Origin of the sequence: Halobiforma lacisalsi AJ5, from assembly GCF_000226975.2 — an archaeon.
GTDB classification, from domain to species: domain Archaea; phylum Halobacteriota; class Halobacteria; order Halobacteriales; family Natrialbaceae; genus Natronobacterium; species Natronobacterium lacisalsi.
Genome location: NZ_CP019285.1, coordinates 2,874,999 through 2,897,125 on the forward strand (window position 1 = coordinate 2,874,999; position 22,127 = coordinate 2,897,125).

Consider the following 22,127-nt stretch of genomic DNA (forward strand, 5'->3'; position numbering starts at 1 on the left):
GTCCATTGGTACCTAATGTCACACTAACGCCGTGTATCAGCCAGTTTCGATCTCGAGAGATGGGGACACAGGGGGAGACGAGTCCACTCGGCGGCCTGGCACGGATCGTTCCGGGCCCGGTTTCAAGACGCTCGAGAACCTATCACGGCCATGAGCGTCAGCGGCCTCTGCCAGATCTGCGAGTCGCGACCCGCCGAACACCGGTGCGATAACTGCGGGACGCTCGCCTGCGATCCCCACTTCGAACCGGAGAAAGGGCTGTGTGCCGACTGTGCGGCCCGGGCGGATCCCGGACCCGGCCAGGACCGGGACGACGTCGACGTCCATCGGTTCTAACGTGACGTCGATACGTGACCATCTCGCGGAGTCGCTCGGCGTCGGCGAGACCCTCCGGGTCGTCCTCGAGGAGCGGGACGGTCGGCTGGTGGCCGACCACCCGCGGGAGGAGAGCCCGCTCGACATCGTCGTCGAAGACGGGGAGCGACTGGCAGCACAGTCCGCAGATGAACCGCTCGAGACCGGTGGCGAAGTCGACGTCGAAATCCAGGAACGGATCGTCGACGGCCGCGTCGTGGGGCGGATCGTCGATACGGCCGACGGGTCCTGATCGCTGCTACCGGTGCCGGTTCAACCGCTTCTTGAGCCGTTTTGCAGCCCGTTCGCTCGCCTTCGCGAACTCCTCGCCCCGATCCTCCCCGGCGAAAATGATCCCCCGCGAGGAGTTGACCAACCCGACGCCGCCCGCGAGGCCGTACTCGACGGCCGCCTCGGCGTCGCCGCCCTGTGCGCCGATGCCCGGCACGAGGAACGGGAGGTCGGGCACCTGCTCGCGCAGTTCCTCGAGTTCCTCGGGTTTGGTCGCGCCCACCACGAGCCCGACGTTGTCGTTTTCGTTCCACAGGTCGGCGAGCGCGGCGACCCGTTCGTAGACCGGTTCGCCGGTCTCGAGTTCCAGGTCCTGGAGGTCCTCGCCGCCGGGGTTCGAGGTCCGACAGAGGACGAAGACGCCGGCCTCCTCGTCGGCCAGGAACGGCTGCAGCGAGTCCCGGCCCATGTAGGGATTGACCGTGATCGCGTCGACCGTCTCGAGGATCCGTGCGTACTGGCGGGTCGTGTTCCCGATGTCGGCGCGTTTGGCGTCGAGCAGGACTGGGACACCTTTCCCGTGTGCGTACGCGACGGTCTCCTCCAGGGCGGCCCAGCCGTCCGGATCCTCGTAGAACGCGGCGTTTGGCTTGAAGACGGCGGCGTGTTCGTGGGTGGCGTCGATGATCCGTCGGTTGAACGCCCAGCGGGGCAGGTCGTACTCGTGGAGGTGGTCCGGAATCCGGTCGAGGTCGGGGTCGAGGCCGACGCTGACGACGCTGTCGACCGTCCGGATCCGGTCGTGGAGGCGATCGAAGAAGTTCATGCGATGTTGGACTCGAGTGGAGCCCCAACCGTCGAAAAGGTTGCTATCCTGCCGGAGGTCCAACGCCGGCGGCCGCGCGAGCTACCGATCGGTGCAGACTCATACTGTTGGACAGAACTACGTGAAGCCGATCGTTCCCCTGAAGTCGTCACCGGTGGCGACGACGCCGAATTCACGATCGACTTCGTATTGACTTCTGTCCGACAGTATCAGGCCTCGAGCAGTTCGATCAGGTTGTCCTCCGGATCACGGAGGAAACAGATCGTCGTCCCGCTCTCGGTCGTCCGGGGTTCGCTGATCGTTCGGACGTCGTCGGGCAACTCGCGGTAGAACGACTCGAGGTCGTCGACCGAGAGGCCGACGTGGACCGCGCCGGGCTGGTTGAGACCGGCGGCCGGCGAACCGCGGGCCTCGGGGTCGTACTCGACGAGTTCGATCCGGGAGCCGTCGGCCGCGAGGTGGGCGAACCGGGCGCTCGCGTCCTCGACGTCGACGGCCACGGAGAACTCCTCGCCCGCGACCTCGAACCGGTCGACGACCTCGAGACCGAGCGTATCGCGGTAGAACGGGAGGACGGTCTCGAGGTCACTGACGGTGATACCGACGTGGTGGGCGGCAGGGGCCTGGCGTGCCATGCCCGATCGTGGGGCGAGTAGCTACGAAAAACGTTCGACTCCGGGCCCGCGTTCGTCCCCGATACCTCCCCCTCGAGTCCGCGGGTCCGAGTCAGCCGGGGCGTTCGCTCCGGTCCGTACCGTTATCTCCCTGGCGTACGACCGTCCGGTATGCCCCGCGTGGCTCTCATCGCCCACGACGAGAAGAAACCGGATCTGATCGAGTTCGTCCAGGACAACGAGGACCTGCTCGACGAGTGCGAACTGATCGCGACCGGTACCACCGGAAAGCGGCTGCTCGAGGAGACGGACCTCGACATCGAGCGCAAGGCGTCCGGACCGCTCGGCGGCGACCTGATGATCGGCGCGGAGGTCGCCGAGGGTATCCTCGATGGTATCGTCTTCCTCCGGGACCCGCTCCAGGCCCAGCCCCACGAGCCGGATATCTCCGCGCTGTTGCGGATCTGTGACGTCCACGAGACCCCGCTCGCGACCAACCTCGCGTCTGCCGAGTACCTCGTCGAGGGGCTCGCCGAGTGAGCGGCCCCGGGCAGTGGCCGGCCAGGGATCCCGCCCAAGCCCGCAGTCGGTTCCGTCGCGTCTTTTATGATCGTGGCACCACCTCGTATCACCATGACCATCTACGAGAGCGACCTCCCCGGCGTCGGGAAGAAATACGAGGTCGAACTCGAAAACGGGGAACGACTGGTCATCGTGACCCACAATACGGGGAAACGGGAGGTCTTCACGAAAGCCGACGAGGACGCCGACAGCGAGAAGGTGTTCGAGGCGTCGGATCGGCTCGCGCGCAAGATCGGGACGATCCTCGAGGGGGCGTACTTCCAGCCGGTCCGGACCGACCGAGTCGAGACGATGCTGTCGGACGAGACGTTCATCGAGTGGTACGGGGTCGACGACGACGCCCAGCTGGCGGGCGTCTCGATCGGGGACGCGGAGGTCCGGGAGCGGACCGGCGTCTCGGTCATCGCGATCCAGCGCGATGACGAACTGATCACCCCGCCCACGCCGGAGACCGTCATCGAACCCGACGACACCGTCGTCGTCATCGGCGACCGGGAGGACTGTCAGGAGTTCGAACGACTGCTCCGCGAATCCGAGGTCTAAGCGACCGATGATGGCTCTCGTTGGAGGGGATCGATAGTGGCTGCTGAATCGACCGCACTGATCGACGTTGGCGTCCTCTTCGCTGCAGTCGGCTTCGCAGGCGTGATCGCGAACCGGATCAATCAGTCGGTGATCCCGTTTTACATCTTCGCGGGAATGGCCCTGAACCCGTACGTCCTGGGAGAACTGCCGTCGGTCGTCGCGAACGCCGTCGGGCAGGGATTCGATCCCTCGGTCTTCGGCTACGACCTCCTCGAGGCGGCAGGCGCCATCGCGTTGACCGAAACTGACTTCATTCACCTCGGCGCCGAACTCGGGATCGTCCTCCTGCTTTTCTTCCTCGGCCTGGAGTTCAACCTCGATCGACTGATCGCGGCCAGAGAGCGGATCGGCAAGGCCGGCACCGTCGACCTCGCAGTCAACTTCGGCGTCGGACTGGTCCTCGGGTGGCTGCTGTTTCGCGCGTTCCTGCCCGCCTTTCTCACCGCCGGCGTCGTCTACATCTCCTCGAGTGCGATCATTACGAAGTCACTGATCGATCTGGGCTGGATCGCCAACAACGAGGCCGACCCGATGCTCGGGACGCTCGTCTACGAGGACCTGTTCATCGCGGTCTATCTGGCGATCGCCACGGCACTCGTCATGGGCGGCGGCGACGTCGGCGAGGCGCTGGGACAGATCGGCGTCGCAGTCGGATTCATCCTCGTATTGCTCGCTCTCGTCTCTTTCGGCACCGCGTGGTTCCAGCGCAGCCTGGAAACGGACACCCACGAATTCCTCGTCCTGCGGGCGCTCGGGATCACGACGCTGATCTCGGGTGCCGCACTCGCCCTGGGCGTTAGCGAAGCTGTCGCGGCCTTCTTCGTCGGGATGGCGTTTTCCTCGACCGGCCACGTCCACGACCTCGAGAACTTACTCGAGCCGGTCCGGGACACCTTCGCCGCGGTGTTTTTCTTCTGGATCGGACTGCTCACCGACCCCGGAGTGTTTCTCGACGCGTTCGTCCTGGCCGCGATCGCCGCCGCAGTCGTGCTGACGGCCCCGTCGAAGCTCGTGAGCGGCTACCTCGGCGGCCGGATCTACGAGCTGAGCGAACGCCGCTCGCTCCGGGTCGGGCTCGGGATGACGACCCGCGGCGAGTTCTCCCTGATCATCGCAAGCATCGCGATCGGCGGGGCCGGCATCGGCCTCGCCGAGGGGACTGCCGAGGCGCTGTACGCCTTCACCGTCGGCTACGTGCTCGTCATGAGCATCCTCGGGACGACGCTCATGCAGTACTCGGGCCGGATCGAGTCCGTCGTCGTGCCCCGCCTCGAGGCCCGCCGCGAGACGACGGCCCAGCCGAGCGACGACTGAGTGGGACTCGGGTTGTCGTCCCGGTTCGCTCCGCCGCCGGAGCCGATCCGAAGGGATAACTTCAACCGCCTCGAGCCCTCCGTCCTCCCTATGATACGGGCGGTCGTCTTCGACCTCGATTACACGCTCGCGGTACCGACCCGGGATCGCGAGACGATCCTGCGGGAGGCCGTCGACGCCACCGGCGCACCGGAGATCACGCGCGAGGAGTACCTCGAGGTCCACGGCCAGCACCTCACCCGCGAGAGCCGTGAACCGATCTTCGCGGACTTACTCGAGGGGAGAGTCGACGAGGACGGAGGTGGAGACGGGAACGAAGACGGGGACGAGGACAAGGACGAGACCGAGGTCGGAGTCGTCCCCGAACGGCTCGCCGCCGCCTATCGCGAGACGATCGCCGACGCCCTCGAGCCCCTCCCGGGCGTCGAAGCCATGATCGCGGACCTCAGAGGGGAGTACCGCGTCGGCCTGCTCACAAACGGCCCCGTCCGCGCCCAGCGGGACAAACTCGAGACCCTTGGCTGGGAGGACGCCTTCGACGCTGCGCTGGTCACCGGGGAACTCGAGGCTGGTAAACCCGATCCGCGCGCGTTCGAGGCGATCGCGGCCGAACTCGACGTCGCGCCCGGCGAGACGGTCTACGTCGGTGACGACGTCGAAGCGGACGTCTACGGGGCGACGAACGCAGGGATGGCGGTCGTGCAAGTGCTCCTCGAGGACGGCCCCGACCCGGACCCGCGAGCCGCGGCTCACGTCGACCAGAAAGCGGTCGCGACGGCGATACCGGAGGTCGTCGCGAATCTGGACACGAACCGTAATTAGGTGTCGGCGTCGGACTCGAGGTTCTCCTGCTCCTGCTCCTGCCCCTGCTCCCCCTCGAGGCCGCGAACGACCGCACTCACCACGTCCGTCGCCCGCTTGACCGCCGCGCCGCTCTCGACGAACACGAGCGTCCGGGGCGGCTGCGTCGCCTTGGGTCGCACCCGAAGGTCCGCGGCCTCGGCTTCCTCGGCCGCGCGGTCCTGTTGCAGTTCGAACTCGAGATGGGCGCGATCCTCGTGGACGAACGTTCGAGCGATGCGTCGGCCCGCCGTCTCGTCTTCGTCACTCTCGGTACCTCCGTCGTCTCGAGCGTCACCGACTATTTCGACATCGTACGCGCGCGCTCCGTCGGCGGTCGGCTCGACGTCGGTATCCGCGTTGGTTACCGCAACGGCCGCAAAAGCTCCGTCTTCGCGGCCGTCGAGTTCGGAGGAGAGCAACTGGGCGATCCGCGTCCCGTCGGTGATCCGATCTTCGACCATGTGCGTCGGTCGGTCGGGCGGGGATTAAGAGTACTCGTCTTCGGCTTTTCCCGAGTGCGTCAGGCTTCCGCGTCCGAGTCGTCCTCCCCCAGCGCCGCCTTCGCGATCGGCGCGAGTTCCGAGACGTCGATCCCCTCGCGACGGGCGTAGACGACCGCCGCGGCCTCGATCGTCAGCCCGAGTTCGTCCTGGAGTCCGTTGATCGCGCCGACGGCCTCGTGTTTCTCCATCCCCTCGGCCACGAGCGCGTCGAGGACCTGCTCGAACGCCGATCGCTCCGTGAGAATATCGTCGTCCGGGACGAAATCCTCGGGAACCGTCACCTCCGTGTGGTCGAACGTCGGGACGAGGTCGTCCCCTTCGGGCCCCTCACGCTCGAGCAGCCCCTCTCGCGTGGCGACGTCGATCAGCCGCTTTGCCTGGTCGGGCGAGAACCAGTCACGGTCCAGCGAAAGCGAGACGACGAACTCGCCCTCCTCGAGGCTGTTCGTGCCGTGCTGGATGAACGGGGCTGCGACGGCGACGCGAAGGCTCATCGGGGACGACTCTCGTGAGCGGCGAAATAACGGTGGCGGTTCGGGGACGTGGGTCAGTCCGAGGCGCGGCCGCCTCCGCCGTTGCGATCCGCGCGGGACGGCGGCGGGAACTCGGTGGCCGAGGACCCAGACCTCGCGGGTTCGGGCGGGTCGGGGAGCACGCAGCGGTCGGGCTCCTGGTTGACGTGCTGGTACCGGTCCGGTTCGTTCGCGAGGGGGTGGGCGGGGTTCTGGTCGCTGTCGATGCGAGCGGCGCGTACCTCGTCGAATCCACAGAGTCGCGCCCGAATGCCTCGCCAGTGGTAGCGGGTCTCCGCCGGGACCGACAGCGGCTGTGGCGGTCTTCCGTCGGGATGGTCGGTCGCGAGGATGGCGTTGTTCACGTTGCTCGCCAGGGCGTCGTGATCGATGAGCACCCCCACGCGAGCGTCACGCGGCGCTCTCGCGGCGAGGACGTCGAGTCCGAGGTGAAGCGCTCGGTACTCGGCAACGTTGTTGTCCGGCGGCGCGTCCGCGGTCGCGATCCGTGCGACGCGGGCGCCGTCGCGCGTTTCGATGACGGCCCCCAGGCCGCCGCCCGATTCCCGGAAGGACCCGTCGGTGGCGAGGTAGAAATCGCGGTGATGAGTCCGGGGAGGATGGGCGATATGCGGCGTGGGCGACTCGTCGAACAGGTCCCGCAGTGCGGACCGGCCGTGAGCGGCCATATCCCGTGTAGGAGACGAGTACAACTTAAACTTGTGGGTGAATTCAGTGCTCGCGACGGGCCGACCCCGTTATGTGAGTGATTCAATGTCGAATGAGTAGTGAAAATGTGTCCCATACCACCAACATTTATATTACATATCCCTCTCATTAAGCTCGTATGAAGGGTGCTAACAACATAGCAATCGATCGCCGAACGCTGCTGAAACTCACCGGGGCTGCTGGAACCACGACAGGCCTGGCCGCGCTCGCCGGGTGCATGGGCGAGGACGGAGAGGAAGACGGGGAAGAAGGCGGAAACGGGAACGGATTCGACCCGAGCGAGATGACCGTGACGCTGTCGCAGTTCCCCGACACCATCGACCCGCTCGACCACATCACCGGGGACTACTTCGACGTCTACGACCACATCTACGAGCCCCTGTTCGACTTCGAGCCGGGCGAGGGGATCTTCCCGCGCGTCGCCGAGGACTGGGAAGCACAGGGCGACGGGACGACCGAAATCTACCTGCGCGACGACGTCGTCTTCCACAACGGCGACGACCTGACCGCGGAGGACGTCGCCTGGACGATCGAGCGGACGATCGACCCCGAGATGGGCGTCCCCAGCCCGATCGGGACGTTCGGCCTCGGCTCGATCGAGGGCGCGGAGGCGGTCGACGAAACGACCGTCGCCATCGAGTACGGCGCCGCGCCGGGTCTCGCCGAGTTCGAGTTCGGCAACTACGCCCGCGCGCTCAACCGGCAGTGGGCGATCGACAACTACGACGCCGAGAACGACGCGATCTCCGGGTCCAGTCCCGAGGACTTCAACGGGACCGGCCCCTACGAGGTCGTCGACTTCACTTCCGGCGAAGAGATCGTCCTCGAGTCGTTCGACGACTACTGGGGCGACGAGCCGCCGTTCGAACAGGTCACGTTCAACTCGGACAGCGAATCCAGCGGTCGCGTCGCCTCGCTCGAGGCGGGCGAGACCGACCTGACGATCAACATCCTGCCGGAGGACGTGGCGACGGTGCAGGAAGCGCCGGACATCGAGGTCCGACGAGTGACGAGCTTCCGGAACATCTTCTGCCCGATGAAAAACACCGTCGAGCCGTTCGACAGCCAGGAGTTCCGGCAGGCGATGAACTACGCCGTCGACAACACGGAGATTGTCGAGACGGCCCTCAGCGGGTTCGGCGAACCGCGCGGGCAGCCCGTCGCGCCCGGTATCAACGGCTTCAACGACGACATCGAGCCCTACGAGCAGGACATCGGCATGGCCGAGAGCCTGGTCGAGGAGAGCGGCTACGGCGGCGCCGAGATCGAACTGGTCGCGCCCCAGGGCCGGTACCTCAACGACGCCGACATCGCCGAGATGGTCGCCGACCAGATCGACCAGCTCGAGAACGTCAGCTGCGAGGCGAGCATCGTCGACTTCGGTGTCGTCTCCGACGCGAACTCCGCCGGCGTCGATCCCGACGAGTTCGAGATCCCGTTCTACATGATCGGGTGGGGGACGATCACCGGCGACACCGACTACGGCGTCCAGGGCTTCTTCACGATCCCGGACAATCCGAACCGGACCTTCGACGACGAGGAGCTCAGCGACGCGATCCTCGAGAGCCAGCAGATCGAGGATCCCGACGAGCGACGCGAGAAACTCGAGGAAGTCAACCAGCTGGCCCACGAGAAGGCGCCGTTCGTGTTCCTGCACACCCAGGAGAGCATTTACGGCATCCGCGAGGAGATCCAGTGGGAACCCCGCGAGGACGAGACCGTCTACCTCTGGGGAATGGACGCGTAGCGCGGTAACCGAAGCGAAACCCTAATTATTATCCTTTCGATCTTCATGGTATGTTCCAATGAGCCTGGGTAAGTTTCTCGTCCGGCGGATACTCCAGGGTATATTCGTCATCTGGGGCGCGATTACGATCATGTTCGGCCTCCGTGCGGTGTCGCCCGGCGATCCGGCGAGTCTGATGCTCGCGGAGGGCGCGACCCAGGAGCTGATCGAACAGGTCAGGCGTGAGGAAGGCCTCGACCAGCCGATCTACGTTCAGTACTTCGACTACCTGCAGGGGATCGTCACCGGCGACTTCGGCTACTCCTGGCAGTCGAACCGGGAGGTCGAGGCGATGGTCATCGAGCGGATCCCCGCGACGGTCGAACTCGCGGTGGCCGCGACCATCGTCGCGGTCGCCATCGCGATCCCGCTGGGCGTGATCTCGGCGACGCGGCGAAACCAGCCGTCCGACTACGGTGCGACGCTGTTCTCGCTGCTGGGCATTTCGACGCCGAACTTCTGGCTGGGTCTGATGCTGATCCTGGTGCTCGGCGTCTGGACCGGGGTCTTCCCGACCGGGCGTCGGCCGGTCGGACTCGGCGAAGCCGCGATGACGTTCGCCCAAACCGGGTCACCCGGCGACCTGTTCACGTGGCTGCGGTACATCACGCTCCCGGCGCTCACGCTCGGGACGTACTTCACGGCGCTCATCACCCGCCTCACTCGGAGCGGCATGATCGACGAACTCGGGAAACCGTACGTGACCGCCAGCCGCGCGAAAGGGCTGCCCAACGTGCTCGTCCGGTACAAGCACGTGCTCCGGAACACGATGATCCCGATCATCACCGTCCTGGGGCTCCAGATGGGGACCCTGATGGGCGGTGCGGTCATCACGGAGACGGTGTTCAACTGGCCCGGACTGGGCTTGCGGCTCATCGACGCGCTGGACACCCGTGACTGGCCGCTCATGCAGGGCATCATCCTGTTCATCGCAGTCGCGTTCGTGGTGATCAACATCGTCGTCGACGCGCTCTACTCGTACCTCAATCCGCAGGTGAGAGAATGATCTCGGACAGAGTCAAGTCGAACCTGAAACAGACGCTCTCGCAGAGTTTGCTCCCGAAGATCGGGCTGCTACTGCTGGTATCGATCGTCCTCATGGCGATCTTCGCACCGCTTCTGGCCACCCACGATCCGACGAGGACGGGGTACTACAGCGAACAGGGGTCGGAGTATCCGCCGATCGGCTACGAGTACACGACCCAGGTCGCATCGGAGGGTGAGATCGCCGAAATCACCGTCGAGCCGACATCCGAACACGTCCTCGGTACCAACAACGTCGGCCAGGACGTCTACTCGAGGTTCCTCTACGGCGCTCGAGTGTCGTTGTTGGTCGGGATACTCGGTACCACGATGGCGCTGGTGATCGGGGTGCCGTTCGGCCTCATCTCGGGCTACTACGGCGGCCGGGTGGACGACGGGCTGATGCGGATCGCCGACACCATGCTCGCGTTCCCCGCGCTCGTGCTCGCGCTGGCGTTGATCGGCGTGTTCGGCGAATCGCCGGTGATGGTCCCCGACCCGTTCGTCATGGCGGGACTCGCCGACGGGATGCCGGAGTCGATCCCCATCCCGGGTACCGTGACGATCGTCGTCGCGCTCGTGACCTGGGTGTGGTTCGCCCGCGTCGCCCGCGGGGAGGCCCTGTCGATCCGCAACGAGGAGTACGTGAAGGCGGCTCGGAGCTTCGGCACCAGCAACAGGACGATCCTGCTCAAACACGTCCTGCCGAACAGCCTCACGCCGATCATCGTCCTCGCGTCGATCCAGGTCGCGACCATCATCCTGATCGAGGCCTCCCTGGCGTATCTCGGCTTCTCCGGGACGACGCTGTCGTGGGGGTACGAGATCGAGCGCGGACAGGACGTCCTCAGGACGCGACCGTGGGTCGCGATGATCCCCGGCATCGGGATCGTCCTGGCCGTGATCAGCATCAACCTGCTCGGCGACTGGTTCCGCGACGCACTGGACCCGAACATCGAGGGTGAGGCGCGATGACAGAAACAGAAATGGACACGACGCCACGAAACACGAACGCGGAGGAGATCCTCCGCGTGAGCGGTCTCTCGACTCGCTTCTTTACGCAGGAGGGACAGGTAAACGCGGTCTCGGACCTCGATCTACGGATCGAACGCGGCGAGGTCTTCGGGATCGTCGGGGAAAGCGGCAGCGGTAAAAGCGTTACCGCCAGGTCGCTCATGGATCTGATCGAACCTCCCGGCGAGATCACCGAGGGGAAAATCGAGTACAACGACCCGGACCTGGCCGACGCGGTACGAGACGACTACCCCCAGGCCGTCGACGGGGAGTACGTCGACCTGCTCGAGGTTCCGGCGGACGTCCGCGAGTCGTTGCGCGGGACGTCGTTCAGCATGATCTTCCAGGACCCCGAGAGCAGTTTCAACCCGACGCTGACCGTCGGCGAACAGCTCGCGGAGGCCGTCGAGGTCCAGCGCCGCGCAAGTGCGCGGCCGCGATCGACGCGGGCCAAGACCCAGGACTACACGCTCACCTCCTTCGCCCTGTCGACGGTGCTCCCCTCGAGGGAGTACGTCAGCGAGGAGAGCCACGAGCGCGCCATCGAACTGCTCGAGATGGTCGGCATCCCCGACCCCGTCGAGCGGGCCGACGAGTACCCCCACGAGTACTCCGGGGGGATGCTCCAGCGGGCGATGATCGCCCAGGCGCTCGCCGGCGAACCCGACGTACTGGTCGCCGACGAGCCGACGACGGCCCTCGACGTAACGATCCAGGCGCAGGTGCTCGACCTGCTCGCCGACCTCCAGGAAGAAACCGGGATGACGATCGTCCTGATTACGCACAACCTCGGGGTCATCGCCCGCATGTGCGATCGCGTCGGCGTCATGTACGCCGGCGAGATCGTCGAGCGCGGCACCCTCGAGGACGTGTTCGACGACCACGTCCACCCCTACACGGAGGGGCTGCTCGGCTCGATCCCCGACCTCGAGGGGGCACGCGGCCGTCTGCAGCCGATCCCCGGCAACGTGCCGAGTCTCCTCGATTCGGAGATGGAAGATCGGTGTTACTTCGCCGACCGCTGTCCGAATGCCATGGAGGACTGTCTGGATCACCCGCCGGAGTACGACGCCGACGGGAGCGCGGACCACGAGGTCCGGTGTGTTCTCGCCGAACGGGACTACGAGGAGTCCCGGGCGTTGCCCGAGGGCTACTTCGGCGGGACGGAACGCCCCGCCGCGGACAAACACGCCGACCCCGACCGCACGGAGGAGGACGTCCAGCCCGAGCGGGCCGAACAACCGGTCGACGACTCCGGGGGTGATCGCCTGTGAGTTCGGACCTTTCGGACGCGACGGCAGCAGAGACGGCGGACGCCGTGAGCGAAGCCGACGGCGAGCAACCCCTCGTCCGCGTCGAGGGGCTGAAGAAGTACTTCTGGGAGAACGACTCCCTGATCGACCGTCTGCTCGGGGACGAGCCCGTCGCCGTCCGCGCGGTCGACGGCGTTAGCTTCGACATCCGTGAGGGCGAAACGCTCGGCCTCGTCGGCGAGTCCGGCTGCGGGAAATCCACCACGGGTGAGACCCTGTTGCGCCTGCAGGAGCCGACGGACGGTCGCGTCGAGTTCGACGGCGAGAACGTCTACGATCTCGACGGGAGCGAGCTAACCGACTTCCGGCGGTCGGCCCAGGTCGTCTTCCAGGACCCCTTCTCGAGTCTCGACCCGCGGATGACGATCGGCGACATCGTCCAGCAACCGCTCGACGTCCACGACGTCGGAACCGAAGCCGAGCGCGAAAAGCGCGTTCGCGACCTCCTCGAGCGGGTCGGGCTCTCGGTCGACCAGCTCGATCGGTTCCCCCACGAGTTCTCCGGCGGCCAGCGCCAGCGCATCGGCATCGCGCGGGCGCTCGCGCTCGATCCGGAGTTCCTCGTCCTCGACGAACCGACGAGCGCGCTCGACGTCTCCGTCCAGGCGCAGGTGTTGAACCTGTTGGACGAGTTGCAGTCCGAGTTCGACCTGACCTACCTGCTGATCAGCCACGACCTCTCGGTGATCCGCCACATCTGCGACCGCGTCGCGGTGATGTACCTCGGCGAGATCGTCGAGGTCGGTCCGGTCGAGGACCTCTTCGAGGATCCGAGACACCCCTACACGCGGGCGCTGCTCGAGAGCGTCCCGCGTGCGTCGACCGAAGAACAGGACCGCGACATCGAGACGCTGTCGGGCGACGTACCCTCGCCGCGGGATCCGCCCAGCGGCTGTCGGTTCCGCACCCGGTGTCCGAAGGTGATCCCGCCGGCCGACCTCGAGATCGAGCAGGCGGATTTCCGCGAGCTCATGGACCTCCGCGAGCGCATCGAGCGACGGGACGTCTCCCTCGAGACGGTCGGCGAGGACGGCCAGTTCGAGTTCGAGGACGGATCGGTCCCCGAGCGGGACGTCTCCGCGTTCGTGACGGCACTCAAGGACAGGTTACTCGACCGCGACCTGCCGGCGGAACACGACGCCGTCGTCGAGGAGGCACTGGCCGAACTCGCCGCCTCGAACTGGGATGCCGCCGCAGAGACGCTCCGTGCGGAGTACGAGAGCGTCTGCGAACGCGAAAATCCGCCCCTCGAGACGCCCGCGTCCTGGGCCGGAGCGGATGTGGACTCGAGCGAGGGTGAGGATCATCCCGTTGCCTGTCACCTCTACGCGGAGTCGACACGGTCCGCCCCCGAGCCGGACCCGTAATCTCGCTTATCGGCGGCGACTACCTTTCTCCGCCGGCATATCGGAGAAAAAGAGGATTCCGGGGGAGACCCAATCTGTATTGGCACCAGGTGTAATACCGATGGTCTCCTGGAACGGGTATGAACCGATCCAGCGACAGCCGAATGGAAGCCGCCTGTTCCCTCCTCGCGAAGTCAAAGCGCCGCTACGTGCTCTATCAGCTGGTAGACGACCGCGCTGCACACATCGAGGACCTCGTGACCCAGGTCGCGGCCTGGGACGCGGGCGAGCCCGTCGACCGGATCGACGACGAGACCCGACAGCGGACCTACGTCTCGCTCGTCCACAACCACCTCCCACGACTGGCCGACTACGACATCATCGACTACGACCTGCGCAGCGGCGACATCGTCCTCGCCGACGGCTTCGAGGACATCCAGCCGCTGCTCGAGCAGTTCAGACAGACCGAAGAGGATCCGGAGCTTCGCGCACGGCCCACGCTCTGATCGGCGATCGGGTTCGAGGGAGTCGTCCGTTCGCGCTGTCGATTTCGGCGTCCGTATCGGTGTCGCCGCCCCTCTCTTTGCTTCGAATCGAAATCAATAGGACACTCCGAGCGGGAGTGCCGATGTGAGCCGTTATCGAAACGTCGGACTCTTCCTGACGCTTGCAGCCTGCTGGGGATCGGCCTTCGTCGCGATCAGCGCCGGCCTGGAGCACTTCCCGCCGGTGCTGTTCGCCGCGTTACGGTACGACGTCGCCGGCGTCATCATGCTCGGCTACGCGGCCTACGCCCTCGAGGACGGGGCGTGGCTCCCGCGGGGGCGTGCCGAGTGGGCGGTGGTGGCGGTCGGCGCCGTGCTGTTGATCGCCGCGTATCACGCGTTCCTGTTCGTCGGCCAGCAACACACGACCGCGGCCGCCGCAGCCATCCTCGTGAGCCTCTCGCCCGTGTTGACCACCGGGTTCGCCCGGGCGCTGGTCCCGTCGGACGCCCTGTCCGCGATCGGGATCGTCGGCGTCGCCCTGGGACTTGTCGGCGTGGCGATCATCTCCCAGCCCGATCCGTCGAACCTGCTTGCGACCGACTTCGTCGCGAAACTGCTCGTCTTCTGTGCTGCGGCCTCGTTCGCGCTCGGGAGCGTGCTGACGCGGCGGATCGACGCCTCGCTGCCGATCGAGACGATGGAGGCCTGGTCGATGATCGGCGGGGCACTGGTGATGCACCTCGTCAGCCTCGCGCTGGCCGAGCCCATCGAGCCGTCCGCCTGGACTGACCCACAGGCGCTCGGCGCGCTGGGCTATCTCGCGCTCGTCGCGAGCGCCTTCGGCTTCCTGCTTTATTTCGACCTGCTGGAACGGCTGGGCGCCGTCGAGATCAACATGGTGTCGTACGTCGCGCCGATCTTCGCGACGGTCGTCGGCTGGCTCTATCTGGGAGAGGTCGTCGACGCGACCACCGTCCTCGGGTTCGGCTTCATCGTCGTCGGCTTCGCCCTCGTCAAACGCCGGGCGCTCCGGGAGGAGTTCGCCCACGTCAACCGGCTGTACTCGAGGGAGTGACAGCCGCCGACCGGCTATCGACCGTACGAATGGCCCACGTACAGCGCAACCAGGTTGAGCGCCACGAGCCCGACGAAAGCGAGTGTCTGGAACCCCGTCGACAGGCCGGACGCGAGCAGCGGCAGGGATAGAAACGGTAACACGACTGCCATCCAGAACCCCGCCCGCCGGATCGGCGTCGCGAGCGTCGGGACGGCTCGCTCGAGGCGACGGTCGTGGTCCTGAGTCGTCCCCGCCTGCGGCTCGGAGTCGTCCGTGGCGGTCGTCGACGTCGATGCGGCCGTGTTCGCTGCACTTGCGGCACTCGAGGCCGAGTTCTCCCTCGCGTTCGGCGAGTCCGCCGACCCGGATGCGGAGGGAGAGGATCGGGACTGGACCGTCGAGGCCGACCCGGACGCCGGGGTCGATCCATCGCCTGCGGCTGACGAATCGCTCATCGAAACACCTGCTATCGGCGCTAGTTCCGCCCCGAGAGCCATATATCGTCCCGACGGTTTCGTTCGGTTAGCGACGATTCACTCGAGTAACCGCCGCGATCCGTCGTTCATCGCCGCCTTCGCGGAAACTGCTGTTTTCAGCGCTCGAAAAACCCGTTTCCGTTCGATTCTCGGCGAGAGGTGTTGCCTTCCCGCATTCAATTTCGAATTACGGCGCCAGCGTCGCCGTCGCTCGAGGACTGAGCCAGGGACAGGATTTACCTACCCGGAATATGTTGGGCATCTGTATGGTAAAGGAACTCAAAGTGTCCGGGTTCCTTGGACTTACGGTGATGATGAGCGTCGGAATGTACCAGAACGTACTGAACGCGACGGGCGAGGGCGTCCCCGGCTGGTTGATCGGCGGCCACGCCCATCTGGGGGTGCTGTCGATAATCGCGATCGTCCTCGGGGTAGCGATCCCGACGTTGGGGATGGCCGATCGCTACCGAACGCTCGTCACGTGGACGTTCATCCCCGGGCAGTGGGGGCTCCCGCTCGTTCCGTGGCTGGCCGTCGGCGGCGGACTCGAGGTACTGCATCCGACCGCGTTCCTCTCGGGTGGGTTGCTCATCGTCTCGATGCTCGTCCTGACCTGGCAGGCTGCCGTCGCGCCGGAAGCGGAACCCGGCGAACGCGGCGACCCGGAGTCGATCGTCGCGGACGACTAGTCGGCGGTAGTAGCGACTCTCCGGTGGGATAGGGGGACGAATGGGTGGAGTCGACATCGAAACGAGAACTGGAACCGGGACTGGAACTGGAACTGGAACCGGGACTGGAACTGGAACTGGAACCGGGACTGGAACCGGAACCGGAACCGGAACCGGTTCGACTACTGGAAACCGATCCGGCTGCTGCGACGACCCGTCGGGTCCGGCCCGGCGGAGCCGCCCTGGAACTCCTCTTCGATCCGCTCGTAGTAGTCGAGGATGTCGTCCGTGATCGTCGGCCGGACGTTCTCCATCGCCTGGCGGAAGTGCCGCATCTCGACGACGTCCGCCTCCTCGTCCTCGCGCAGCGCCTCGATCGCCGCCTCGCGGGCGATCGACTCGAGGTCGCTCCCGACGTAGCCGTCGGTGATCTCGGCGATCTCGCGCAGCGTGACGTCGGCCGCCAGCGGCGTATCCTGGGTGTGGATCTCGAGGATGCGCTCTCGGCCATCGACGTCGGGCTGGCCGATCATGACCAGCCGGTCGAACCGGCCCGACCGCAGGAGCGCGGGATCGATCATGTCCGGTCGGTTGGTCGCGCCGATCACCATCACGTCCTCCATCTCCTCGAGGCCGTCGAGTTCGGTCAGCAGCTGGTTGACGACCCGTTCGGAGACGTTCGAGCCGGTCTCGCCGCCGCCACGACCCGGCGCGAGCGCGTCGAGCTCGTCGAAGAAGATGACGGTGGGTGAGACCTGTCGGGCCTTGCGGAACGTCTGGCGGATCGCCTTCTCGGACTCACCGACCCACTTCGAGAGCAGTTGCGGTCCGCGCACCGAGATGAAGTTCGCGTTGGTCTCGTTGGCGACGGCTTTCGCCATCAGCGTCTTCCCGGTGCCCGGCGGCCCGTACAGGAGGACGCCGGCCGGCGGGTCGACGCCGAGCCGGTCGAACCGCTCGGGGTTCGAAAGCGGCCACTCGACGGACTCCTGGACCTGGTCTTTGGCGTCCTGCAGGCCGCCGACGTCGTCCCAGGAGATCTTCGGCAACTCGACCAGCACCTCCCGCATCGCGGAGGGTTCGACCTCGTTCAGGGCACCGCGGAAGTCCTCCCGCTTGACGATCATCCGGTCGATCAGGCTCGGCGGGATGTCCTCCTCGTCGAGGTCGATCTCCGGCAGGTACCGACGGAGCGCCTTCATCGCGGCTTCCTTCGTCAGTGACTCGATGTCCGCGCCGACGAAGCCGTGGGTCTCGTCCGCGAGGTGGCCGAGGTTGACGTCGTCCGAGAGGGGCATGCCGCGGGTGTGGATCTGGAGGATCTCCTCGCGGCCCGTCTCGTCGGGGACGCCGATCTCGATCTCGCGGTCGAAGCGACCGGGGCGGCGGAGGGCAGGGTCGACGCTGTCGACGCGGTTGGTGGCCGCGATGACGATCACCTGGCCGCGGGCCTCGAGGCCGTCCATCATCGTCAGCAGTTGTGCGACGACGCGGCGCTCGACCTCGCCGGTGACGTCCTCCCGCTTGGGCGCGATGGAGTCGAGTTCGTCGATGAAGATGATCGACGGCGACTCCTCGCTCGCGTCCTCGAAGATCTCCCGGAGCTGTTGCTCGGATTCCCCGTAGTACTTCGAGATGATCTCCGGTCCGGCGATGGAGAAGAAACTCGCGGAGGTCTCGTTGGCGACGGCCTTCGCGAGCAGGGTCTTCCCGGTGCCCGGCGGCCCGTGTAACAGGACGCCCTGTGGCGGCTCGATGCCGAGCTTCTTGAAGATCTGCGGGTGTTTCATCGGGAGTTCGACCATCTCCCTGACCCGCTGGATCTCGCTTTGGAGGCCGCCGATGTCCTCGTAGGTGATCCCGCCCCCGGTCTTCTCGAACCCGGAGATGGGTTCCTCCCGGAGTTCGACGTCCGTGTCCTCGGTGATGAGGACGACGCCCTCCGGTTCGGTCTCGACGGCTATGAGTGGGATCGCCTGGCCCGGCGATCGCATGAAGGGATGGTTCGTCGAGGACATGACCGGGACGATGTCGCGACCGACGACCGGCCGCTTGAGGATCTGGCGTTTCACCATGCCGGCGGCGTCGGAGCCGAACTGGACCGAAGCTTCCTCCGGGGGCGCGAGGACGAGTTCGTCGGCTTTCGTCGCCTCGGCCTTCCGGATCGTCACCCGCTCACCGATCCCGACGTCGGCGTTCTGTCGCGTGAAGCCGTCGATCCGGACGGTGTCCGTGTTCCAGTCCTGCCGGTCTGCACGCCACACTTTCGCGGCGGTCGTATCCGCACCTTCGATCTCGATGATGTCGCCCGGACTGAGCTTCAGGTGCAACAGCGTGTCCGGGTCGAGTCGGGCGATACCACGACCCGAGTCGTTCGGGTACGCCTTCGCAACCTCCAGTTGAACTTCGTTCATGATTCGGGATGGACGGCGATGTCAATGACTCCGATTCGTTATCGGATAGGCTTTTTGCTAGCTTGGGTTTGCTAGATGCTACCAAGTCAAAGAACGGGGAGCGGATACATAGATGTGACGGCATCGGCGGATTTGGTTCCCACTCCGGTCCGGTCCCGGCCCCGAGAAGATGGGTTTTTGCCCGTGCCGGTCCCCCACGTAGCCATGACTGGGACCAGTGCGCGCACGCTCGCGTTCGACGGCCGCATGGGCGCAAGCGGCGATATGATCCTCGCCGCCCTGCTCGACGCCGGCGCGGACCCCGACGCGCTCGAGGCCGTGACGGAAGAACTCGACCTCGAGTATCGACTCGAGGAGACCACGAAATGCGGCATCTCCGCGACCGCGGTGGACGTGTTCCTGACGGACGTGGAAGAAACGGGGCTGGAAGAGGGCGGCGACGAGACGGAAGGGCACGACCAGCACGAGCATGGTGGCGAAGACGAGGGCCACGATCACGACCACGATCACGACCACGATGGCGTCCACGCCGAGGGCCACGGCCCCCACCGCAGCTACCTCGAGGTCCGCGACATCGTCGAGCGAATGGCCCTCCCCGACCCCGTCGAGCGCGACGCGCTGGCCATCTTCGAACTCCTCGGTGAGGCCGAGGCCAGCGTCCACGGCGAACCCCTCGAAGAGATCCACTTCCACGAGGTCGGTGCCGACGACGCGATCGCCGACGTGGTCGGCGCGGCGGCCCTCGTCCACGATCTAGACGTCGACCGGATCGTCACCACACCGCTTTCTACCGGCGGTGGAACCGCACCGATGAGCCACGGCGAATACCCCATCCCGACGCCCGCGGTCGTCGAGATCGCCGAGCGCGCCGACTGGTCGCTGCAGGGCGGCCCCGTCGACGCCGAACTCCTGACTCCCACGGGCGCGGCGATCCTGGGTCACTACGCTAAGGGCGTCGACTCGCTGCCGCCCCTCGAGGTGGACGGATCGGGGTACGGTGCCGGCGGCTACGACCTCGATCCCCACCCGAACGTCCTCCGCGTGCTGGTCGGCGACGGCTCCGGCGACGGGGGACTGGTGAAAGACGACATCGCGGTGCTCGAGACGAACCTCGACGACGCGACGCCCGAGGTGCTCGGTGGGCTGCAGGAGACGCTTGCGGACGCGGGTGCGCGAGACGTTTCGATCCTCCCGGCGACGATGAAGAAGTCCCGGCCGGGGCATCTCGTGAAGGTGATCTGCAAGCCCGAGGATCGCCAGCGGGTTGCCCGCCGACTCGCCGAGGAGACCGGCACGCTCGGGATTCGCGACTCCGGCGCGAGCCACCGGTGGATCGCCGAGCGGGCGTTCGAGACCGTGGAACTGGATCTCGACGGCGAGACCTACGAGGTGACGGTGAAAGTCGCAAGCGACAGCGAGGGCGAGGTGTACGACGTGAGCGCCGAGTACGACGACGCACGGGACGTGGCTCGAGCGTCCGGCGTCGCCGTTCGCGACGTGATTCGGCGGGCCGAAGCGGCGGTCGAATCGGAGTCGTGACGACCTGAACTGCGGCCCGACTAGAGGGGGTGGCCTCGAGTGTCGATCAGCGCCGAAAACGGACGGAAGGTCGTCGCAGCCGCCGACGTATCAGCGAATCACGTCGGACCGGTTGCCGCTAGGCCAGCTACTCCAGGTCGTCGACGTCGACGGTAACGGAGACGCCGGTGACGTCACCGGAGGTGGCCGACTGGTTGACGTCAGCGACGTTGTTCTGCTGCGCGTTCTGGACCTGGTTCGTCGTCGCGTCGGCGAACGCGATCGATACCGCGATCGAATCGCCGCCGTCTACGCCAGCGAGGGTCTCGGCTGCCCCGCTGTCCTCGTGATAGGCGGCGGCCGTTCCCGCGAATCCCATTGCCAGTACACTGGCCATCAGTGCTATCGTCAGTGTGATCGTAAGTGCGCGTTTCATAGTTGATCGTTATGAGGCACGCATCACACCGGCGATCGACAGCGGGAACGACGATCCGACAGTTGTTTGCTCCCCGGCAGATAGACACCGCCGTCTCCCCGCTGCTCCCGCTGTGACGCGTTACCCAGTCGTTCCCTATCAGGGAAGCCCACTTCAACCCGAAGAACGGTTTCGGGGAGAATTGGGCCATTAGCAGGACTCTATCGACGCCCAAAGACCGACTGCGACAGGTCTCTGAACGAATTCGAGGTGATCGGTAGAGCGCGTTGACACGATACTGGGCGTGCAATGGACGACGCGTCTGGACGGGGCGGGACGGGCGTCGGGCTCTCGCGACGACGCTGTGTGTCGTTCTCGATTGACAGTCGGAACATACGGTAGCCACGGGCTGCGAGTCGACGGCCGAAAAAAGCAGAATCAAAATTCCGTTCGAGACGGATAGTCGGCGTGTGAGTATCAGTGAACGTTACGTTTCTCCGTCGGTATCCTCATCGTCATCGTCGTCATCGTCGTCATCATCGTCCAGGTCGTTCTCCCAGTCGACGTTCACGTCGACGCCGGTGACGTCACCGGTCGTGGCAGTCTGGTCGACACTGGCGATGTTGTTCTGCTCGACGTTCTGGACCTGCGTCGTCTCGGCAGCGGCGAACGCACCGCTCGCAGCCACCGCATCGCCACCGCCGCCATCAGTCAGGGCTCCGCCAGCAGTGCCACCCTTCTGGTGGTCGGACTGACCCGCAGCGGCGGCACCGGAGCCACCACCGTCGCTCGCGGCGAACGCGTCGCCGGACTGGGCGACGGCGAGGGTGTTAGCCTCTTGCACGTTAGTGTTGTCCTGGTTTACAGTGGCCGTGGTGGTGGCGTCACCGGACGACAGGTTCTGATCACCGACGCTGATGTCGATATTGATCCCGTCATCGTCGTCAGTGTCGTGGTTCGATGCCGCAGCCGTTCCGGCGAATCCCATCGCCATCATACTGCCGATCAACGCTACTGTCAGTGTAATTGTGAGTGCGCGCTTCATAGTGGTTGTAGTGTCTATTAGGCACGCATCACACGGGCGGGCCGTAACGAGATCCGTGGCCCACTCGGAGCCACACCTCGTCGGGGTAGGCACCGCCATCTCCCCTGGTCTCCCGCTGTGACGCGTTGCCCAATCGCCACACATCACGGAAACCCACTTCAACCCGAAGAACGGTTTCGGGGAGAATTTGGTCATTAGAAGACTCGAGAGGCGGATTTAGTTGCCTACGGCGAGATTCCAGCCACGACGAATGAACATCCGTTCTCGGTACGAGGGATCTATCGGCCCCGTTTGCGACAGTTACATCGGTTTCATACCGGATGCCGCCCCCGAAATACCGGCTGAACGATCGTCAGTAGGTTCGTCGTCTCGGGAATCCTGACGATACGATCGGCGAGACACTTCACCGGAACGGAACACCGGCGGCTGCTGTCGCACTCGGAGCGGTCGACCGTTCCGAAGTCCTGCAAT

At 65.8% G+C, this 22,127-nt stretch carries 24 protein-coding genes; 15 read left to right on the top strand and 9 right to left on the bottom strand.

Annotated elements, in window-relative coordinates:
• The first annotated feature begins 150 nt into the window (after positions 1-150).
• On the top strand, positions 151-336 hold the full coding sequence (locus tag CHINAEXTREME_RS13975; protein WP_007141979.1) for a hypothetical protein: 186 nt from the start codon (positions 151-153) through the stop codon (positions 334-336).
• 1 nt (position 337) lies between these two features.
• The gene (locus CHINAEXTREME_RS13980) at positions 338-607 is read left to right on the top strand and encodes a hypothetical protein (protein ID WP_007141980.1); all 270 of its coding nucleotides are present in this window, start codon (positions 338-340) and stop codon (positions 605-607) included.
• Between the two features lie 6 nt (positions 608-613).
• On the opposite strand, the gene pyrF is transcribed toward CHINAEXTREME_RS13980, so the two are convergent.
• Together pyrF and CHINAEXTREME_RS13990 are read right to left on the bottom strand one after the other, a co-directional pair.
• Positions 614-1,411 carry an orotidine-5'-phosphate decarboxylase gene (pyrF, locus tag CHINAEXTREME_RS13985; protein ID WP_007141981.1) on the bottom strand — a complete coding sequence of 266 codons (798 nt, stop codon included), beginning with the start codon at positions 1,409-1,411 and terminating at the stop codon, positions 614-616.
• A gap of 209 nt (positions 1,412-1,620) precedes the next feature.
• On the bottom strand, positions 1,621-2,046 hold the full coding sequence (locus CHINAEXTREME_RS13990; RefSeq protein WP_007141982.1) for a VOC family protein: 426 nt from the start codon (positions 2,044-2,046) through the stop codon (positions 1,621-1,623).
• A 150-nt stretch (positions 2,047-2,196) separates the two neighbouring features.
• Here CHINAEXTREME_RS13990 and CHINAEXTREME_RS13995 point away from each other — a divergent pair, with 150 nt between their 5' ends.
• The 4 genes from CHINAEXTREME_RS13995 to CHINAEXTREME_RS14010 all read left to right on the top strand — a co-directional run bounded on the left by CHINAEXTREME_RS13995 (position 2,197) and on the right by CHINAEXTREME_RS14010 (position 5,328).
• Entirely contained in the window at positions 2,197-2,565 is a 369-nt protein-coding gene (locus CHINAEXTREME_RS13995; RefSeq protein ID WP_007141983.1) for a methylglyoxal synthase, read from the top strand.
• Positions 2,566-2,658: 93 nt separating this feature from the next.
• Positions 2,659-3,150, top strand: coding sequence for a cation:proton antiporter regulatory subunit (locus tag CHINAEXTREME_RS14000; protein ID WP_007141984.1), 492 nt, complete (start codon positions 2,659-2,661; stop codon positions 3,148-3,150).
• Positions 3,151-3,186: 36 nt separating this feature from the next.
• Positions 3,187-4,506, top strand: a complete 1,320-nt coding sequence (locus CHINAEXTREME_RS14005; RefSeq protein ID WP_007141985.1) for a cation:proton antiporter — start codon at positions 3,187-3,189, stop codon at positions 4,504-4,506.
• Positions 4,507-4,596: 90 nt separating this feature from the next.
• Positions 4,597-5,328: an HAD family hydrolase gene (locus CHINAEXTREME_RS14010; protein WP_007141986.1), complete on the top strand. Its 732-nt coding sequence runs from the start codon at positions 4,597-4,599 to the stop codon at positions 5,326-5,328.
• Here the strand turns inward: CHINAEXTREME_RS14010 and CHINAEXTREME_RS14015 are convergent.
• The 3 genes from CHINAEXTREME_RS14015 to CHINAEXTREME_RS14025 are packed head-to-tail and all read right to left on the bottom strand — an operon-like array spanning position 5,325 to position 7,053.
• The gene (locus CHINAEXTREME_RS14015; RefSeq protein WP_007141987.1) at positions 5,325-5,810 is read right to left on the bottom strand and encodes a hypothetical protein; all 486 of its coding nucleotides are present in this window, start codon (positions 5,808-5,810) and stop codon (positions 5,325-5,327) included. The two genes, CHINAEXTREME_RS14010 and CHINAEXTREME_RS14015, sit on opposite strands and share 4 nt — an antisense overlap.
• A 59-nt stretch (positions 5,811-5,869) precedes the next feature.
• Positions 5,870-6,346 carry a DUF2240 family protein gene (locus CHINAEXTREME_RS14020; protein ID WP_007141988.1) on the bottom strand — a complete coding sequence of 159 codons (477 nt, stop codon included), beginning with the start codon at positions 6,344-6,346 and terminating at the stop codon, positions 5,870-5,872.
• A gap of 53 nt (positions 6,347-6,399) precedes the next feature.
• Positions 6,400-7,053 (bottom strand): ribonuclease H family protein, encoded by a 654-nt coding sequence (locus CHINAEXTREME_RS14025; protein WP_007141989.1) that lies wholly within the window; start codon positions 7,051-7,053, stop codon positions 6,400-6,402.
• A gap of 158 nt (positions 7,054-7,211) precedes the next feature.
• Between CHINAEXTREME_RS14025 and CHINAEXTREME_RS14030 the strand changes: the two genes are divergently transcribed.
• From CHINAEXTREME_RS14030 to CHINAEXTREME_RS14060, 7 genes are all read left to right on the top strand, one after another.
• Positions 7,212-8,840 (top strand): ABC transporter substrate-binding protein, encoded by a 1,629-nt coding sequence (locus tag CHINAEXTREME_RS14030; protein ID WP_076738741.1) that lies wholly within the window; start codon positions 7,212-7,214, stop codon positions 8,838-8,840.
• 58 nt (positions 8,841-8,898) lie between these two features.
• Entirely contained in the window at positions 8,899-9,885 is a 987-nt protein-coding gene (locus tag CHINAEXTREME_RS14035) for an ABC transporter permease (protein ID WP_007141991.1), read from the top strand.
• Complete coding sequence (locus CHINAEXTREME_RS14040; protein WP_010546781.1) at positions 9,882-10,877, top strand: ABC transporter permease; 996 nt, start codon at positions 9,882-9,884, stop codon at positions 10,875-10,877. Before CHINAEXTREME_RS14035 ends, CHINAEXTREME_RS14040 begins: the two co-directional genes overlap by 4 nt.
• Before the next feature lie 11 nt (positions 10,878-10,888).
• On the top strand, positions 10,889-12,190 hold the full coding sequence (locus CHINAEXTREME_RS14045; protein WP_007141992.1) for an ABC transporter ATP-binding protein: 1,302 nt from the start codon (positions 10,889-10,891) through the stop codon (positions 12,188-12,190).
• Positions 12,187-13,596 (top strand): ABC transporter ATP-binding protein, encoded by a 1,410-nt coding sequence (locus tag CHINAEXTREME_RS14050; protein ID WP_007141993.1) that lies wholly within the window; start codon positions 12,187-12,189, stop codon positions 13,594-13,596. The genes CHINAEXTREME_RS14045 and CHINAEXTREME_RS14050 overlap by 4 nt, the downstream gene beginning before the upstream one ends.
• A 119-nt stretch (positions 13,597-13,715) precedes the next feature.
• Positions 13,716-14,081: a DUF7344 domain-containing protein gene (locus tag CHINAEXTREME_RS14055; RefSeq protein WP_029601675.1), complete on the top strand. Its 366-nt coding sequence runs from the start codon at positions 13,716-13,718 to the stop codon at positions 14,079-14,081.
• 124 nt (positions 14,082-14,205) lie between these two features.
• Positions 14,206-15,138 (top strand): DMT family transporter, encoded by a 933-nt coding sequence (locus tag CHINAEXTREME_RS14060; RefSeq protein WP_007141995.1) that lies wholly within the window; start codon positions 14,206-14,208, stop codon positions 15,136-15,138.
• Positions 15,139-15,152: 14 nt separating this feature from the next.
• Here CHINAEXTREME_RS14060 and CHINAEXTREME_RS14065 read toward each other — a convergent pair whose 3' ends face one another.
• Positions 15,153-15,575 (bottom strand): hypothetical protein, encoded by a 423-nt coding sequence (locus CHINAEXTREME_RS14065; protein ID WP_007141996.1) that lies wholly within the window; start codon positions 15,573-15,575, stop codon positions 15,153-15,155.
• 287 nt (positions 15,576-15,862) lie between these two features.
• Between CHINAEXTREME_RS14065 and CHINAEXTREME_RS14070 the strand changes: the two genes are divergently transcribed.
• Complete coding sequence (locus tag CHINAEXTREME_RS14070) at positions 15,863-16,285, top strand: hypothetical protein (protein ID WP_238593286.1); 423 nt, start codon at positions 15,863-15,865, stop codon at positions 16,283-16,285.
• A gap of 161 nt (positions 16,286-16,446) precedes the next feature.
• On the opposite strand, the gene CHINAEXTREME_RS14075 is transcribed toward CHINAEXTREME_RS14070, so the two are convergent.
• Positions 16,447-18,678, bottom strand: coding sequence for a CDC48 family AAA ATPase (locus tag CHINAEXTREME_RS14075; protein ID WP_007141998.1), 2,232 nt, complete (start codon positions 18,676-18,678; stop codon positions 16,447-16,449).
• A gap of 204 nt (positions 18,679-18,882) precedes the next feature.
• Between CHINAEXTREME_RS14075 and larC the strand changes: the two genes are divergently transcribed.
• A complete protein-coding gene (larC, locus tag CHINAEXTREME_RS14080) occupies positions 18,883-20,217 on the top strand; it encodes a nickel pincer cofactor biosynthesis protein LarC (RefSeq protein ID WP_007141999.1) in 1,335 nt (444 codons plus the stop codon).
• Between the two features lie 127 nt (positions 20,218-20,344).
• Here larC and CHINAEXTREME_RS14085 read toward each other — a convergent pair whose 3' ends face one another.
• Complete coding sequence (locus tag CHINAEXTREME_RS14085; RefSeq protein WP_007142000.1) at positions 20,345-20,632, bottom strand: hypothetical protein; 288 nt, start codon at positions 20,630-20,632, stop codon at positions 20,345-20,347.
• 466 nt (positions 20,633-21,098) lie between these two features.
• Complete coding sequence (locus CHINAEXTREME_RS14090; RefSeq protein WP_238593287.1) at positions 21,099-21,608, bottom strand: hypothetical protein; 510 nt, start codon at positions 21,606-21,608, stop codon at positions 21,099-21,101.
• Positions 21,609-22,127: the final 519 nt, after the last annotated feature.

Bases quoted from the DNA above. Each gene is read 5' to 3' on its own strand.
- CHINAEXTREME_RS14025 (WP_007141989.1), bottom strand. From the start codon at position 7,053: ATGGCCGCTCACGGCCGGTCCGCACTGCGGGACCTGTTCGACGAGTCG.
- CHINAEXTREME_RS14000 (WP_007141984.1), top strand. From the start codon at position 2,659: ATGACCATCTACGAGAGCGACCTCCCCGGCGTCGGGAAGAAATACGAG.
- CHINAEXTREME_RS14090 (WP_238593287.1), bottom strand. From the start codon at position 21,608: ATGATGGCGATGGGATTCGCCGGAACGGCTGCGGCATCGAACCACGAC.
- CHINAEXTREME_RS13990 (WP_007141982.1), bottom strand. From the start codon at position 2,046: ATGGCACGCCAGGCCCCTGCCGCCCACCACGTCGGTATCACCGTCAGT.
- CHINAEXTREME_RS14030 (WP_076738741.1), top strand. From the start codon at position 7,212: ATGAAGGGTGCTAACAACATAGCAATCGATCGCCGAACGCTGCTGAAA.
- CHINAEXTREME_RS13975 (WP_007141979.1), top strand. From the start codon at position 151: ATGAGCGTCAGCGGCCTCTGCCAGATCTGCGAGTCGCGACCCGCCGAA.
- CHINAEXTREME_RS14020 (WP_007141988.1), bottom strand. From the start codon at position 6,346: ATGAGCCTTCGCGTCGCCGTCGCAGCCCCGTTCATCCAGCACGGCACG.
- CHINAEXTREME_RS14065 (WP_007141996.1), bottom strand. From the start codon at position 15,575: ATGAGCGATTCGTCAGCCGCAGGCGATGGATCGACCCCGGCGTCCGGG.
- CHINAEXTREME_RS13995 (WP_007141983.1), top strand. From the start codon at position 2,197: ATGCCCCGCGTGGCTCTCATCGCCCACGACGAGAAGAAACCGGATCTG.
- larC (WP_007141999.1), top strand. From the start codon at position 18,883: ATGACTGGGACCAGTGCGCGCACGCTCGCGTTCGACGGCCGCATGGGC.
- CHINAEXTREME_RS14015 (WP_007141987.1), bottom strand. From the start codon at position 5,810: ATGGTCGAAGATCGGATCACCGACGGGACGCGGATCGCCCAGTTGCTC.
- CHINAEXTREME_RS14035 (WP_007141991.1), top strand. From the start codon at position 8,899: ATGAGCCTGGGTAAGTTTCTCGTCCGGCGGATACTCCAGGGTATATTC.
- CHINAEXTREME_RS14045 (WP_007141992.1), top strand. From the start codon at position 10,889: ATGGACACGACGCCACGAAACACGAACGCGGAGGAGATCCTCCGCGTG.
- CHINAEXTREME_RS14055 (WP_029601675.1), top strand. From the start codon at position 13,716: ATGAACCGATCCAGCGACAGCCGAATGGAAGCCGCCTGTTCCCTCCTC.
- CHINAEXTREME_RS14070 (WP_238593286.1), top strand. From the start codon at position 15,863: ATGGTAAAGGAACTCAAAGTGTCCGGGTTCCTTGGACTTACGGTGATG.
- pyrF (WP_007141981.1), bottom strand. From the start codon at position 1,411: ATGAACTTCTTCGATCGCCTCCACGACCGGATCCGGACGGTCGACAGC.
- CHINAEXTREME_RS14075 (WP_007141998.1), bottom strand. From the start codon at position 18,678: ATGAACGAAGTTCAACTGGAGGTTGCGAAGGCGTACCCGAACGACTCG.
- CHINAEXTREME_RS14010 (WP_007141986.1), top strand. From the start codon at position 4,597: ATGATACGGGCGGTCGTCTTCGACCTCGATTACACGCTCGCGGTACCG.
- CHINAEXTREME_RS14040 (WP_010546781.1), top strand. From the start codon at position 9,882: ATGATCTCGGACAGAGTCAAGTCGAACCTGAAACAGACGCTCTCGCAG.
- CHINAEXTREME_RS14085 (WP_007142000.1), bottom strand. From the start codon at position 20,632: ATGAAACGCGCACTTACGATCACACTGACGATAGCACTGATGGCCAGT.